Genomic DNA, 14,789 nt, shown 5'->3' with positions numbered 1-14,789 from the left:
CCACCCCTAACGCGCTCCGGCAAGGCAGGGCCGCCTCACAGGCAGCCACCAGTCACGGGAATAGCCCCGCGCTGAGCGAAACGACAGGGGCGCACATGAGAAGAGGAGACGAAGAGACAGACGCGCCGCTGAGCAAGTTTTTCTCCTTGATTATAGGCATGATACGACTGCTCTGGCAAGCAGAGGGATGAGCAATTGTAGTAGACGCAACCTATAACGTTATGTTATCATTGAGAAGCCTGTATCCATTCATCTGATGGATTGATTGATCTCTTGTGAGAAGCTGGAAAGGAGCTTACATCGATGAGCTGGGACCCCAACCAGGGTGGGCAAGTGCCACAGCAGCCTACACCGCCCCCTAACCCCTATGAGACATCTGCCTCACCCACACCGCCACCCGCTAATCCCTATGGGCCGCCAGTCAATCCCTACGGGCCACAACCCTCGACGAATCCATATGGCTATGGGCAACCGCCGGCGAACCCCTATATGCCACCGACCTACTATGGCGGGCAGCCCGGCCCCTATCCACCGGTCATGGCCACGCCGCTATCGTTGGAGCAGGCCCTGCGCGAGCTACCACGTCAGTACATGCGCGTGATCTCGCATCCGTCGGCGGAGACCTTCGCCCAAGAGCTGGGGAAGGCCTCCTGGGATATCATTTGGGTACAGTTGCTGGGACTCTCAGTGCTGTATGCCATCATTTCCTTCTTTACCAGGCTGGCCTCCAGTGCCTTGCTAGTGAGCATCTTACCCAGTACCTACAGAGCACTGGCGGGTACGGCCAGCGTCGCTGGCTCTCTTCTTTTTTCGCTGATTTCCCTCGTCTTGCTGGTCGGCAGCTTCTTCATTCTTCAAGGGCTGATCTATCTGCTGGCCAGGGCCTTCAAGGGGCAGGGCAGTTTCCTGCAGCAATGCTACAGCAGCATGCTCATCTACGGGCCGTTGCTGACCCTCCTCATTATCTGCAGCATCATTGGGATCATCCCCTTCGTGAGCATCCTCGGCTTGATTGTGGAGATCATCGCCCTCATTTATGCCCTTGTTCTGCTCGTCTTTGCCACCATGGGCAGCCAGCGCCTGCAGGGAGGCCCGGCGAGCGCCGCGGTGCTGATCCCTACTGGCGGTCTCTTGCTGCTGGCCTGCTGCGGCGTCACCATCCTGGCCGCCATAATTGCCGCCTCATTGAACCCCAGCTACTAACTCAGTGACAGGCAGGAAGACCAGCCGGAGAGGAGGGGAGAGTGACGAGCATAACCAGATCGTTTCTCTAGAATCGCTCAAGATCGGTAGGCCAGGTCCCTGATAGGGCCAGCAGCGGTCGACAGGCAGCACCGGCTCATGCTATCATGTCAGGATGGGCTGTTCTGCTGTGGGCAGAGCCAGCATAGAGGCAAGTGAGCAAGGCAGAGATGGGTTCCCTCACGGGTGAGCCGTCTCCCGGCTGATCTGCTACGCGCGCTCTGCCCGCTCTCTGGATGAGATGCAGTCCCGCTAAGCGAACGCTTGACGAGCAGGAGAGACAAAGGCAGTGGATACACTGATCGGCTCAGTGATCGGGGGATACACCATTAAGCAGTTTATCGGCAGCGGCGGTATGGGCACCGTTTACCTGGCCGAGGACCCCATGATTGGCCAGCAGGTCGCCATTAAGGTGGTACGCGCTGAGGCCGGCGACTTCCCCGAGGCCGAGAAAGCACTGGAGCGCTTTAAACAGGAAGCGCGCGCCGTGGCAAGCCTGGATCATTTGCATATTCTGCCGCTCTATCGCTATGGAGAGGAAGAGACCGAGCTGGGTCGGCGCGCCTATATGGTCATGCAGTATCGTCCGGAAGGCTCGCTCTGGGACTGGCTGCGCCGCCGCGCGGGTATGGCCTCCCAGCAGTCGCTCAGCCAGGTTCCTCCTTTGCCCCCAGGTCTGCCCTCGGCCTGGCCTCTCGCTCTGAGCGAGGCCGAAGATTACCTTCAGCAAGCGGCTTCCGCCCTGCAGTACGCTCACGATCGCGGCATTGTCCACCGCGATATCAAACCAGCCAATTTCTTGCTGCGCATTGAGGCCGGGCCGCGCGTGCATCTGCTGCTCTCAGATTTCGGCCTGGCCAAGTTTTTTTCTTTTAGCTCAGCTACCAGCCACATTTTTGGGACGCCTCTCTATATGGCACCTGAGCAGTTCGGCGGTGAGGCGCGCCCCGAAAGCGATCAGTACGCGCTGGCGGTCATGCTCTATTTGCTGCTGACCGGGCGCACCCCCTTCGAAGGCGATCCCGCACAGTTGATGCATCAGCATCTGCATCGGGAGCCGCCTCCGCTGCGCTCCTTCAACCCGGCGCTGCCGGCAGAGTTGGAGCCAGTCTTTGCCCGCGCTCTGGCTAAAAGTCCACAGGAGCGCTACCCTTCGGTTGGAGCTTTTGCCGCGGCCTTCGCCCATGCTGCTCATAGTCGCCCGTCGCCACTGCAGCCACTCTTTGGACTGCCGACGAAGGGGGAGCCAGCAGGCGACACCGCGACAGCGAGCACCATGCTGCTGCGGGAGCCGCCAGATTCCGCGCTGCCCGCCACCAGGCCCGCAGCGGAGAAGATTGAGCAGTTGAAGTTGCCGCGCGGTGGCCAGCCGCTGGCTCTCGCTGGCTCGCCAGGAGCAGCACCTCCATCTCTGAGCCTGCAGCAACGTCAGGAAGCGGCCTCTGCCCCAACCGTTTTCGCTCCTTCAGCTTTGCCAGCCACTTCCCCAGACTTCGGGCAGCTCAGTCCGCCCCCTCCAGCACAGCCCCAGCCGTTGCCAGGGACAGCTCCAGGTCAGAGGGTCCAGCCCCCTCTGCGCCCCCCACAGCCACCGGCCCGGCCAGAGCCAGGCCGTGGAGGGAAGATGAGCCGGCGAAGCGCCCTGGCCTTGATAGCAGCGGGAGTTGTCGGAGTGGGCGCTGTGGGCACCGGCCTCTACTTCTTCCTGAATAGGCGCCCGGCCCAGGCCCTGGCCGTGCTGCAAGGGCATCAAGATAGCGTCACCAGCCTGGCCTGGTCTCCCGATGGGACGCACCTGGTCTCAGGCTCACGCGATCAGACGGCGCGCCTCTGGCTGGCCAGCGAGGCCCGCGCCCTGCTGACCTACAACCTGCAAGCCACCCCTATTCTGGCAGTGGCCTGGAGCACCGACGGAACCCTCCTGGCTTCGGGGGGAGAGAATCACTCAGTGCAGGTCTGGACAACCAGCGGGGCCTTGCAGCAGACGTTCAGTGATCTGGGGGCCCCTGTTAGCGCCCTGGCCTGGACGGAGAGGCGAGATGTGCTGCTGGCTGGCACGCTCGGCAATGGCGGCCATGAGCTGCTTTTGAGCGGCCAGACGACGCGCAGCTTGCTGAAGGCCCGCATTCGGGCTTTGGCCCTGGCTCCCGGCGGCGAGACGCTGGCTGTGGCGCTCGATAGCGGCCTGGTGACAACGCTGAGCCTGAGCAGCCGACGCCTGTTGCAAAGCTACTATCGTCACCGTGGCGCCGCCTTGAGCGTGGCCTGGTCCCCTGACGGGATGCAGCTGGCCTCGGGCGGAGCAGATCACCAGGTGGTGATCTGGGACAGCGCCTCGGGCGTCGTGCAAGAGCGTCTGAGCCATCCAGCGGCGGTCAATGGGCTGGCCTGGGACCCGACAACGCCAGGCCGCCTGGCCACCGCTTGTAGCGATGAGCGAGTGCGCATCTGGACACTCGCCAGCAATGGCGCACCGGCCCGCGCGACGGTCTATAGCGGCCATCACGGCAGCGTTACCGCTGTGGCCTGGAGCCAGCAGGGGCTGGCCTCCGCTTCAACAGATCACACCATCATTCTCTGGCGCGTCACTGGCTCTTCCTAGCTGCCAGCTGCTCAGTCTCGTCCATCAGCTGGGGAAACGAGGTAAGCGCAGAATCGCTCTGGTCAGGCTCTGGGGCCTGGTTGGCTTGGCCGCCTTTGTTTTGTCGCCCTTCCCCAGGCCCCACCCGGCCTTGAGTGAGACGACAGATCCAGTTCTGCTCTCCAGGAGAGGCGCCTTTGAGCCTGGCACCGTTGGAAGATCCAGCTCTCTAGGAGAAGCAAAACACTGCGCAGTTATGTCCATAATAATGGCTCATTAGAGAGCATAATTCATGTAGGTCAGACGGCTAGATCGAGCCACAGGAAAAGGAAGTCCGCAGCGCAGGTCGCGAGGGCGAGCAGGCAAGACACCAGAGGGGGAAGAGCACCGCCGGGATGCTGATGATCAGTCCCACCAGGTAGCAGGAGGAAGGCCAGGGTGTAAGCGCTGCTGGAGGGAAGTTGTATCTCCCCGCTCGGCTTGCTCCAATCTCTAACCATCCGCAAGCTACGTTGCCACGCCTCGCGAGGCGGCCAGCTTGCAGCTGGTCAGCCTGAGCGACCAGAATCATCCACTCGTGTCCCGGTCCTCTCGTGGTACTTCCTAGCCTCTGGATTGAAGCGACTTCATACAGGGGATATACTGATCGTGTTGAGGAAGATTCCTGACACCTCCCTGCCAGCCCCCAGTGCCTCTATCACGCCGTCTGGGCTGAGCAGGGCCAGACTTTCTTGCGAGGAAGGTTTCGAGACCGCGATGGAAATCACGGGCAGTCAGCAGATCAAGGCCCCGCGCCAGCGCGTCTTTGACGCCCTGTTTGATCCACAGGTGCTCAAAGAGAGCATTCCCGGCTGCGAGAGCGCCGAGTACGTTGAGAACCCGGATGGGCGCACGGGGCGTGAGCTGAAGCTGGTTATTTCTCCCAACGTCCCCGGTCTGAAGGGGCCTTATACCGTTTACGTGCGCACCGGCGAGGTCGTGGCTCCCGAGCGCGTCGTGCTGCTGAGCGAGCCATATAATGCCCTGGGCCGCATCAAGGCCAGCTGCACTATCACGCTCGCCGAGGACGGCGCCGCCACCACCAACCTGAGCTACGCCGCCGAGGCTACCCTCGAAGGCAAGATCGCCGCCACTCCCGAGATCGTGATGAAAAATACGCTCAAGCTGGCCCTCGACCAGTTCTTCAAGAACTTCGAGAAGCAGGTCGGCGCCATCACGGCCTGACTGAGTGCGCACGCGTCCGAAAAAACAACTCCCATCCACTTGCTCCCTGCGCAGCGCCTGTCAGCCTTCTTGAGGCGCTACGCAGGGAGCATATCCCTGCATCACGTTCAATCACCTCAAGCCACGTTCAGGCCGCCACCCTGACCCGAGGTATCCCCAGCCCGATAAAGTACGCCAGCAGCAGCCGAGCAAGCCGTCGTCGCACCAGCCAGCGGAACCAAGCCGGCAGGCGAAAGCGCTCCCCCTCCTTCGCCAGGCTAGAGGCAATGATCCGTCTCTGGATCTGCTCCTGGACACGCTGCATCAGCCGTGTCGGCCAGAGGCGCGCCCGCTGCACACGCGCCAAATCCTTCGTGTTCACGGTCCCCTGCTTCAGAGCACTGCTGAGAATATTGGCCGCTACTACGGCATCCTGAATGGCATAGTTAATGCCCACGCCGGCCACCGGCGACATGACATGCGCCGCATCGCCAATGAGCAGCAGCCCCGGGCGGTACCAGCGCCTGAGATAGCTGGACTCAACCGTGAGGACTGCGATCTGCCTCCATTCCTGGAGGGTTTCCAGGCGAGCTGCCAGTTCTGGAGGGAGAAAGCTCGCCAGCTCTCGGCGCAGGGCCGCCAATCCTGCCTGACGGATCTGCTGATATCCTCCTTTGGGAATAAGGTAGCCGAGCTGGTAATAGGTGCCGCGCTCAAGCACGATGACGGCCCTCCCGCGCAGGAAGCGATCGCCCGAGCTGAGCTGGTCCTCCGGCTGGCGCGGGAGCCGGAACCAGAGGACGTCCATCGGTGGCGAAGTCTTCACTGGCTGAAAACCGGCAAGCTGTCGTATCCGTGAAAAGCGACCATCGGCGGCGACCGTCAGCAGCGCTCGCACCTCGCGCCAGCCCTCACGCGTCCGATAGCGCACACCAACGACACGCCCCTCCCGCTCTAGCAGCTCTTCGACACGCGCCCCCATCTCCAACTGGAAGGCTGGCCAGCGCTGGGCCTCGCCTGCCAGAAACGTCAGAAAGTCGACCTGGGGCACCAGCATAATGTAGGGATAGCGCGTCGGGAGGAGGCCAAAATCGCTCAGCACGAGCCACTCATCCTCGGTCTGCAGACCAAACTGCTGCACGCGGCTATGGGGCAGCGCTAGCAGGCCCTCGCTCAGGCCCAGCTGATCAATGATCTCCAGGACCGTGGGATGCACGGTATCCCCCCGAAAATCGCGGTCGAAATCCCCATGCGCTTCCAGCACTCGCACAGAGATACCCTGACGCGCCAGCAGCAAGCCAAGCATCAATCCGGCGGGGCCTCCCCCGATAATGCAGCAGGCCACTTCCTGCCCCGCCGGCGATCCGGCCTTCTCCTCTCCTTCAGGAGCTGCCAGTCGCGGGACACCAGTCTCTTCTAACATGGGCAGACCCTCCTTTCTGATCTGTGACCTGACACAGCTTTTCTTTGCTCATCAGGCTACCTGACGCCTCACGGTCACCGCGCTCAGCCCAATCATCAGCAACATGAAGACCAGCAACGCTGCCAGCTGCGGAGCAATCTGAGCGAAGTCGCTTCCTTTGAGCATCACATCGCGCAGGGCCTCATTGGCATAGGTCAAAGGGAGGAGATAGGAAACGGGCTGCAGCCAGGCAGGAAGTTGCGCTACAGGCCAGAAGATCCCCGAGAGCAGGACCTGCAGCCCAAAGACCAAAGGGATAAACTGGATGATCTGAAACTCGTTCTGGGCAAACGTCGAGAGAAAAATGCCCAGGTTCACGCCGCTCACCGTCAGCAGGATCGCCACTAGAAAGACCAGACCGAGATTCCCCTGATAGTGCACTCGCAGCACAAAGATCACGAAGAGCAGGACGACGACGGCCTGCACCAGGGCGAAGAGGGTGAACCCACAGACGTAGCCCATGACCAGCTCGCCGCGGCTCAGGGGCGAGGCCAACACCCGCTCAATCGTCCCCTGAGAACGCTCGCGCAGGAAAGCTACCGAGGTGAGCAGAAAGACGAAGAAGAAAGAGAAGACACCGATAAAAACCGGAGCCAGAGCGTCGTTAAAGGTATAGTCCGGGCCACCATGCAGGTAGCGTGGCGTCGCCAAGGTCAGCACTGAGGTCGCCAGCACATTGACGGGAGGCACCGCTCCCTGCTGCCCCTGACCTCTCTGACTCTGGGCCTGCGCCAGGGCCACATCGAGCTGACGCACCAGAGCCGTGACGTTCTCTCGCATGGCCGAGGCCACAGAAGGATCAGACCCTTCAAGCACAAGCTGCAGCCTGGGATGCTCGCCGCGCGCCAGTTGGGTCGCCAGATCCGCCGGGAAAATCAGCGCCGCGTCGGCCTCGCCCTTGTTGAGGACACTCTCCACCTCACCGGCTGCGATCGTTATCGTCTTCAGGCGCGAGGCCGGCGGTAGCAGGCGATCGATCAGGGCATTCAGCGTCTCGCTGCCCGCCCCCGTGGGACGCACCAGGGCCAGCGTGGGGACACTGCCGCTGCTCCCCGTGAGCACGACATACAACACGCTCATCACAAGCAAGGGCACGAGAAAGACCAGGGCCAGCGTTCGGCGATCGCGCACGATCTGCCGCATAATGCGCGTCGTCAAGGCTAGAATACGCGCCCCACTCATGCTGTGACCTCCTTACGCCGTTCACGAGCAGCATAGTGGAGAAAGGCCGCCTCCATATCGTTGGTGCCAGCTTCTGCCAGCAGCGCTTGTGGTGTACCGCAGGCCAGCAGCTTGCCGAAGCGCAGCAATCCCAGCCGGCTGCACCGTGCCGCCTCATCGAGGTGATGCGTTGAGACCACAATGGTCGTGCCCTCGCCATTGAGCTGGGCGAAGTAGTCCCAGAAGGAGCGCCGCAGTTCGGGATCAACCCCGACCGTCGGCTCATCCAACAGGGCCAGCCGCGGACGATGCACGAGTGCGCAGGCCAGTGAGAGGCGCTGGCGCATGCCGCCGCTGAAGGTCGCCACCACCCGATCAGCACTGGCGCTCAACTCGACCCGTTCCAGGATCTCATTGATGCGCCGCTCGCGCTCCTGACCGCGCAGGCCATAGATACTGCAAAAGAAGCGCAGGTTCTCGCGGGCCGTCAGATCGAGGTAGAGCGCGCTGAGCTGGGTCATGTAGCCGATCGAGGCAGCAACCGCCGGCTCAGGCATACGCCGCCCAAGTACGCGCACGCTGCCCGCCGTCGGACGCACCAGACCTGCCAGAATGCGCATCAGCGTTGTCTTGCCGGAGCCATTGGGTCCCACCAGCCCGAAGGTCTCGCCCGTTCCAATGGTCAGGTTGAGGCCATCGAGTACGCACAGCTTGCCAAAGACCTTGACTACTTCCTCGCAGACAACCAGCGGCTCACTAGCGCCCGTTGCCAGCGAGTGCGCCCCGGTCTGGCTGCTCTCAGCCATGTTGCTCTCCTCCTTCTACTAACTGACCGACTAATTAATAAACGAGGCAAAAAAAAGAGCTTAGCCGTCCGACGGCAGCAGGCCCGGCAGGAGGGCTTTCAAGACGAGTGACACCAGCTCCTCGTGCGAATAACGCAGCACACTGGCGTCGCGCAATACCTGGCGGCGCATCACCAGCCCCATCATCGCGCTCAGCAGCACCTGGGCCGTCTCTTCGATCGACATCTCCGGGCGTAAAGCGCCTTTCGCCTGCTGCAGCCGCAGGTAGCGCTGCAGAACATCGATGATGCGTGGCAGGAACAGCCCTGGTAGGAGCGGGATCTCCTCGCCGTGGAGCAGCTCCGAGAGGACTGTACGGATCAGGCTAATGACCTGCTCGCTCTCGATAACGTCCAGGGCCTGGAGCAGGATTGAGCGCAGAAACTCGGGAGGGGGTGCATCCCACTGAGCCGGCTCCAGCTGCTCAAAGAGGCGCAGCGGCGAGCGGCTCTCAATCACTGCCTGCAAGAGGGCCTCCTTATCGGCAAAATAGTAGTAGATCAGCCCTGGCGTAATCCCCGCCTCGCGAGCGATGTCCTTATTGGTCGCCCGAGCGAAGCCCTTGCGCGCAAAGACCCGCAGCGCGGCATCGATAATCTGCTCGCGGCGATCCTCTGTTCCTTCCGTCTTGGGCCGACGTGCCATCTCTCTCTATCCCACGATTTAACTGACTGATTAATTAATATGATATACCAGGGAAGAGGGATTGTCAAGTCTACCAGCATGGGCGAGCGGAGAGGCTGGCAGGATCAGGGATCGACGGTCGGGGAAGCCGTATAGCTGATGCGATAGATATAGCCGCCCTTATCGTCGCTCACATAGAGGGAGCCTTGAGGATCAACGGCCAGGCCCACGGGGCGCCCCGTAGCATCGTTATTATTCAGCAGCCAGCCGGTAGCGAAATCCTCGACTGGGCCAGCGACCGCGCCGTGGGCATCGAGCGGGATAAAGACCACCTTATAGCCCGTTGGCACTGTGCGGTTCCACGAGCCGTGGAAGGCCACAAAGAGACCGTGGTAGTGAGCGGGAAACTGATTAGCCGTATAGAAGACCAGGCCCAGCGGAGCCGAGTGGGCCTGCATCTTCACCAGCGGCTGCACCACGCCGCGACAATCGCCGGGGTGACCATAGTCGGGATCGATGATATCGCCGGCCTGGCAGCGCGGCCAGCCATAGTTACCGCCGTCCTGCAGGGCATAGATTGTCTCCGGCGGCGTATTATCGCCCATCAGATCGCGGCCATTATTGGTCACCCAGATCTGGTTATTCCACGGATTGATAGCCATGCCGACGGCATTGCGTAGGCCGCGAGCGTAGATCCTGCCGCCGCTGCCATCGAGGTTAAAGACCATGACTGTAGCACGGCGGGGGTCCGACTCGATACACACATTGCAAGAGGAGCCAATCGAGACATAGAGGCGACCATCGGGGCCGATCAAGACCGTGCGCGTCACATGGTTGCCGCCAGTGGGCAGGTTGGGGACAATCACCTTGCGGCTCGTCACATGGAAAGAGGCATCTAGTGTAAAGCGCGTCACGCGTGAAGCCTCACCCACGTAGAGGGCGCCCCGATAGAAAACCAGACTGGTTGGATCGTTGAGGCCCGAGACCACGACCACGCGGCGGGCGGCCTTCCCGCTGTGCGTTGGATCGGGCAAGGCCACAATGCTCCCGGTGCCGCGCTCGGCCACAAAGAGTGTGCCATCAGGGCTGAAGGTAATAAAGCGAGGAGCAGACAGACCCTGGGCAAAGACCGTGGCGCTGAAGCCCGGGGGAAGGTGCAGAGAGGCGACGGAGGCATTGCCGCCCACGAAATGCGAGCCAGTCAACAAGCTACGCACCAGCGCCCGCTGACTATAGAGCAGAGCGGCCAGGATCACCAGCACGGCCACCAGGAGCGAGAGAACCATCACCAGGCGCCGCCGTCCGCGGCGACGCGTCGGCTGTACCGGCTGACCACTTGTGACCGGCAGGTGTTCCTCTTCGTTCGACATAACATTCTCGTTCTGGTCAGGGCCTGCACTGAGCTGTCAGCTGCCCACAGGGCCATGCAAGCAAGAACAAAGCCATGTGACGCTTCTCAAAAGAGTACAGAACCGTGAAATAACGGCAGGCTCCTCAGCGCCAGCCAACCCGTCCGCCCTGGCCTGCCAGCCAGACTGGCTAAGAGACCAGCTCCAGCTGAGAGATCTCCAGAACACGCGCTAAGAGACGAACGTGATAAGGCTGAGGCTCCTCGCGCCCGTCCTCCAGGTGAGCGATCGTCGTCCGACGCAGCCCAGTCATATCAGCCAATTGACCGATGCTGAGACCACGACGCTGTCGCCAGAGACGGAGGTTGGGGAGACCGCGCCGTCGAGACTGGGCCTTCCTTTGCGTAGCCTGTGCCTTCATAGACCCTCTCCTTTGAGGATAAGCTCCTTCCTCCTGGCGCCGCTCAGCGTCGTTGCAGAGCGAAGCACCATCTTGAGCAAGATCGCGCTGCTGCTCTTCCCTCGCGAGCAAGCTAGCGCGCGAAATGAGCAGCGCCACAATCGTGCTTCTCTTCTTAGAGGATACCAGATCAGCCCGGTCCTTGTCCAGAGAGGAACCACGCCAGAAAACCAGTTCAGAGAAGACCCGCGCAGAGCCGCGAGATAGACAGGACAGAACAGGAGAGGCTGGCCCGCCCGCCCGGCGCTCCTCTAGCTAGGAATGATGCTGGCCCGTCTGGGAAGAAACAGCCGTCGTATGGCCGCTGGCACTCTGATGACTCTGGACCGGTGAGCCATGAGATGACGAGATCTTGGCCTGGCCCAAGCTATCGGCAGGCTGATCCGGGCCAACCAGACGGAGATAAGGGCTATCGAGGCTGCTATCGAGCGAGAGCGAGAGGATCACGCCATCGAAGGGACCAGGCAGATAGCGATTCAGGGCTGTCGCCGAGACCAGCGAGACGCCGGTATGCAGCAGATGCTGTATCTGCAGCTCCTGCAAGGAATTTGCGACAGAGAGCAAGGTCTCCACATTGAGGCCCGTCTGCGGCGAGCACTGGCCAGCAATCCAGAAAACGACGCCATTGCGCTGAGTAAGCAGCTCGCAATGACCGTTGTAGATCCAGCGACGTGCGTAGGTATTAATGGTCACCCACTGACCTTCAATATAGATGGCCGCCGCGCGTCCCTGGCTATCGACCTGGAGAGGGTGAATGGCATCGGCCTCCACCACCTGATAAACCTGGCCTTGGGGCTTAAACTCGCGGATCGCCAACTCGCTCGCATCATGCCAGGGGGTACCAGGCGCCATTAAGGAGTAGCGGAACTCCACCATCGGCCCGTCAGTCCACACGGGCCAGTCGCGCACGTGGTCGCTGTAGAGATAAATGTTGCGTAACACATAGTGATCAGGGACCTCTGCTGGCCAATAGAGAGGGAAATGCAGCTCGCGTTGAACGGCCAGTAAGCTCACCTGATCGTTGTGGCCTGTGGTCGCATTGAGAGGCGAGCTGACCACAGGTCGCGTCAACGGACCATGCACCGGATAGACGCCGCTCTGGACCCCCTGCAGCAGAATCACCAGCCCAGAGGCGAACGATGGGGCAGTAATGACCATCGTCAGAATCATGAAGAGCAGGAGCGAGGCACTGGCCAGCAGGAAGCGTCGGCTCAGGCCCACCCCGCGCACCAGCTCTTTCCAGAGACGTCTCTCCTCCAGAGCAAAAAGACGACGCTGCAGCTTCAGACGCTGAAAGACGCGGGCACGTATTCTTTGCTCAAAACCAGAATCGACCGGTGCAAAACGTGGATCTTCAGACTCAAGTAAGGTATGCACAAAGTATGGCGGAATCTCCTCCTCGGGGAGGGAGAAGAGCGTATCTAGCTCTTGGGCGAAGGCCACTTCCTCCTCACTGAAATCGGGAGGAAGCGTCACCCTGCGGCCACCGAATGAGAAAGAGAGAGCATCGCGACATTCCCTGTTCTCTGCCTGCTCCTCAAATTCGCTCATACTCATGTGCATACTCCTTGAGCGCCTCGCGCAAGCTCTTCCGCGCTCGCCACAGGCGGGTATCGATCGCGTGGCGAGTGAGACCTGTTCTGGCCGCCAGTTCTTCCGTGCTGGCGAACCGAAAATAGCGTTGATAGATCAGGTAGCGGTCAAGCTCAGGCAACGTCGCCAAGGCCAGGCGCAACTCTTCGCGCCTTTCATTCTGTTCCAGCAGCAGCTCCATGCTGGTATCAGGATGAGGAGGCAAAGGAACGCGATTCTCTGGTTCCTGGCCACCCCATCGATTCCCTTTTCGCCCACCGCTGCCATCGGCAGCAGCCCACTGGCCATTTTCCTCCGCCGGCTGGACAGCGTGCACCTGTCGTCGACAGAGCTGACGGCGTCGGTCCAGCGCAATGTACTTCGCGCGCATCGTCAGCCAGGTACGGAGCGTACCACGACTGGCATCGAAGGTCTCGATCTCCTGCCAGGCAGCCACAAAGAGATCGTTGACGCATTCCTCCGCATCCTGGACCACCCCCACGCCATTGAGAATCAGCCGAATAAAATAATAAATCTCGCGCGAGTAACGCGCAATGAGGGTTTCCAGGGCATCGGGATTGCGCTCCTTCAACTGCTGAACGAGGTCTTCATCCGACCAGTCCTGTCGCACCATGCTCGCTCCTTGGGATATCAGGTATATCCTCCCAAAAACAGGACCTGCTTGCCGACCACCTCTTCAGCAAGTCGTGCGGCGTCACCGCGCACCGCGGCAGCGCCCCTGGCCGGGGGATATACCGAGTGGTGGTGCTGCGCCATCATCCAACAACATACTACGCCCCGCCTTGCGGGGCTTCTCACATACTCAGCCGCTGCGGACCTCGCCCGTCCTCCCCTCCTCTTCACCTTCTCTGGCCTGCTCACCTATCAGGTTTCGTAGGCGAATCCGGCGCTTGCTTCCTTCTTTCTCTTAGACCCATACTGCTTCCTTGCATTTTCTCCGGCGTGTGGGCTACTTACTCCCCTCTCCCGCGCGTGAGTACTACCGCTTGTTGCTTGCTGTTGCCAGTGATGGCGTTTTTTCCATTGTGACGGAAAGCTTGCTGAAAGTCAAGGCCGCCAGTGCCCCGGAAGCCAGTGGTGAAGATTCCTCTCCCGACTCTCCTCCTCCCTCGTTCATCGCCCTCCCCCACCCATCGCTTTTCTTCGCGATTCTGTATCAGCGCTCGCTTACTTCCAGCGGCTGGGCATGTTATAATACCTCAACACCAGAGCTTCAACCAACCCAACCAGCTTCACGTAAGGGGTGCCTGAAGATGACCTTCTCCATCGTTGCCCGTGATCCGCAGACGGGTGAGCTAGGCGTTGCCGTCCAGTCGAAGTTTTTGGCCGTGGGAGCCGTCGTTCCCTGGGCCAAAGCCGGCGTCGGTGCCATCGCCACCCAATCCTGGGCCAACACCACCTATGGCCCACGCGGTTTAGAGCTGCTGGCCCGTGGTCTTTCGGCAGCTGGGACCCTGGAGCAGCTGCTGGCGGACGACGCCGAGCGCGCCAAGCGCCAGGTTGGCATTGTGCCCGTCAGCGGCGCGCCGGTCACCTATACTGGTAGCGAATGCTTCCCCTGGGCCGGTGGGCGCGTCGGCGAGCATTATGCCTGCCAGGGCAATATTTTGGTGAGCGAGGAAACGGTAAACGCGATGGCGCGCACTTTTGAAGAGACGTCGGGCCAGCTCTGCGATCGCCTGCTGGCAGCCTTAGCCGCAGGCCAGGAAGCTGGCGGCGACAGTCGTGGCCAGCAGTCCGCGGCTCTGCTGGTGGTCCGCGAGAAGGGTGGCTACGGGGGTTTCAACGATCGCTTCATTGACCTGCGCGTCGATGATCATGCTCGTCCGATTGAGGAATTGGCTCGCCTCTTGCAATTGCACAAACTCTATCTCTTTCCCCCTGATCCCCAGGATATCCTGCCGATCGATGGGGCCATCGCACGCGAGCTGCAGGAACTACTGACGCGCAGCGGTGACTACCACGGCCCGCTCTCGGGTGTCTTTGACGAGCAGACACGTGAGGCTTTCTGGCACTTCTGTGGGCGCGAGAATCTGGAAGAGCGCTGGCTGGAAGGGAAGCGCATCGATCGCGTGGTGCTGACCTTTATGCGCGAGCGTCTGGGTAGTTAGCGTCACGGCAGCGGTTCCGCCTGAGAAGGGAGCGGGTGCCCGCTGGATGGCGAAAAGCGGGCGGCCCGCTCCCTCCCAGTGCGCTACTGAGTGAGGGGGGAGCTGCCCAGAAAGCAGGCAGCTCCCCCTGCTTACTTGCTCTTCTGCGTCTGGCAGCG

Annotated in this window: 12 protein-coding genes; 4 read left to right on the top strand and 8 right to left on the bottom strand. The window is 61.3% G+C overall.

Annotated features, from left to right (window positions below; all coding sequences use genetic code 11):
• The first annotated feature begins 303 nt into the window (after window positions 1-303).
• The 3 genes from KTAU_RS12750 to KTAU_RS12740 all read left to right on the top strand — a co-directional run bounded on the left by KTAU_RS12750 (window position 304) and on the right by KTAU_RS12740 (window position 5,047).
• Entirely contained in the window at window positions 304-1,203 is a 900-nt protein-coding gene (locus KTAU_RS12750) for a Yip1 family protein (protein WP_151728764.1), read from the top strand.
• A 328-nt stretch (window positions 1,204-1,531) separates the two neighbouring features.
• Window positions 1,532-3,844 (top strand): WD40 repeat domain-containing serine/threonine protein kinase, encoded by a 2,313-nt coding sequence (locus KTAU_RS12745; RefSeq protein WP_151728763.1) that lies wholly within the window; start codon window positions 1,532-1,534, stop codon window positions 3,842-3,844.
• A 735-nt stretch (window positions 3,845-4,579) separates the two neighbouring features.
• Window positions 4,580-5,047 carry an SRPBCC family protein gene (locus KTAU_RS12740; protein ID WP_151728762.1) on the top strand — a complete coding sequence of 156 codons (468 nt, stop codon included), beginning with the start codon at window positions 4,580-4,582 and terminating at the stop codon, window positions 5,045-5,047.
• Window positions 5,048-5,174: 127 nt separating this feature from the next.
• Here KTAU_RS12740 and KTAU_RS12735 read toward each other — a convergent pair whose 3' ends face one another.
• From KTAU_RS12735 to KTAU_RS12700, 8 genes are all read right to left on the bottom strand, one after another.
• Window positions 5,175-6,449, bottom strand: coding sequence for an FAD-dependent oxidoreductase (locus KTAU_RS12735; RefSeq protein WP_151728761.1), 1,275 nt, complete (start codon window positions 6,447-6,449; stop codon window positions 5,175-5,177).
• Between the two features lie 51 nt (window positions 6,450-6,500).
• Entirely contained in the window at window positions 6,501-7,670 is a 1,170-nt protein-coding gene (locus KTAU_RS12730; RefSeq protein ID WP_151728760.1) for an ABC transporter permease, read from the bottom strand.
• Window positions 7,667-8,455: a heme ABC exporter ATP-binding protein CcmA gene (gene ccmA / locus KTAU_RS12725; RefSeq protein ID WP_151728759.1), complete on the bottom strand. Its 789-nt coding sequence runs from the start codon at window positions 8,453-8,455 to the stop codon at window positions 7,667-7,669. Before ccmA ends, KTAU_RS12730 begins: the two co-directional genes overlap by 4 nt.
• 60 nt (window positions 8,456-8,515) lie before the next feature.
• Complete coding sequence (locus KTAU_RS12720; RefSeq protein ID WP_151728758.1) at window positions 8,516-9,139, bottom strand: TetR/AcrR family transcriptional regulator; 624 nt, start codon at window positions 9,137-9,139, stop codon at window positions 8,516-8,518.
• A gap of 104 nt (window positions 9,140-9,243) precedes the next feature.
• The gene (locus KTAU_RS12715) at window positions 9,244-10,488 is read right to left on the bottom strand and encodes a PQQ-dependent sugar dehydrogenase (protein ID WP_151728757.1); all 1,245 of its coding nucleotides are present in this window, start codon (window positions 10,486-10,488) and stop codon (window positions 9,244-9,246) included.
• Window positions 10,489-10,657: 169 nt separating this feature from the next.
• The gene (locus tag KTAU_RS12710; RefSeq protein ID WP_069802127.1) at window positions 10,658-10,888 is read right to left on the bottom strand and encodes a helix-turn-helix transcriptional regulator; all 231 of its coding nucleotides are present in this window, start codon (window positions 10,886-10,888) and stop codon (window positions 10,658-10,660) included.
• A gap of 294 nt (window positions 10,889-11,182) precedes the next feature.
• The gene (locus KTAU_RS12705; RefSeq protein WP_151728756.1) at window positions 11,183-12,484 is read right to left on the bottom strand and encodes a hypothetical protein; all 1,302 of its coding nucleotides are present in this window, start codon (window positions 12,482-12,484) and stop codon (window positions 11,183-11,185) included.
• Window positions 12,465-13,133 (bottom strand): sigma-70 family RNA polymerase sigma factor, encoded by a 669-nt coding sequence (locus tag KTAU_RS12700; protein ID WP_151728755.1) that lies wholly within the window; start codon window positions 13,131-13,133, stop codon window positions 12,465-12,467. Before KTAU_RS12700 ends, KTAU_RS12705 begins: the two co-directional genes overlap by 20 nt.
• A gap of 640 nt (window positions 13,134-13,773) precedes the next feature.
• Here KTAU_RS12700 and KTAU_RS12695 point away from each other — a divergent pair.
• A complete protein-coding gene (locus KTAU_RS12695; protein WP_151729143.1) occupies window positions 13,774-14,631 on the top strand; it encodes a DUF1028 domain-containing protein in 858 nt (285 codons plus the stop codon).
• The last annotated feature ends 158 nt before the right edge of the window (window positions 14,632-14,789 follow it).

The organism is Thermogemmatispora aurantia (assembly GCF_008974285.1).
Classification (GTDB): Bacteria; Chloroflexota; Ktedonobacteria; order Ktedonobacterales; family Ktedonobacteraceae; genus Thermogemmatispora; species Thermogemmatispora aurantia.
This window is presented reverse-complemented; position numbering and strand designations above follow the sequence as displayed.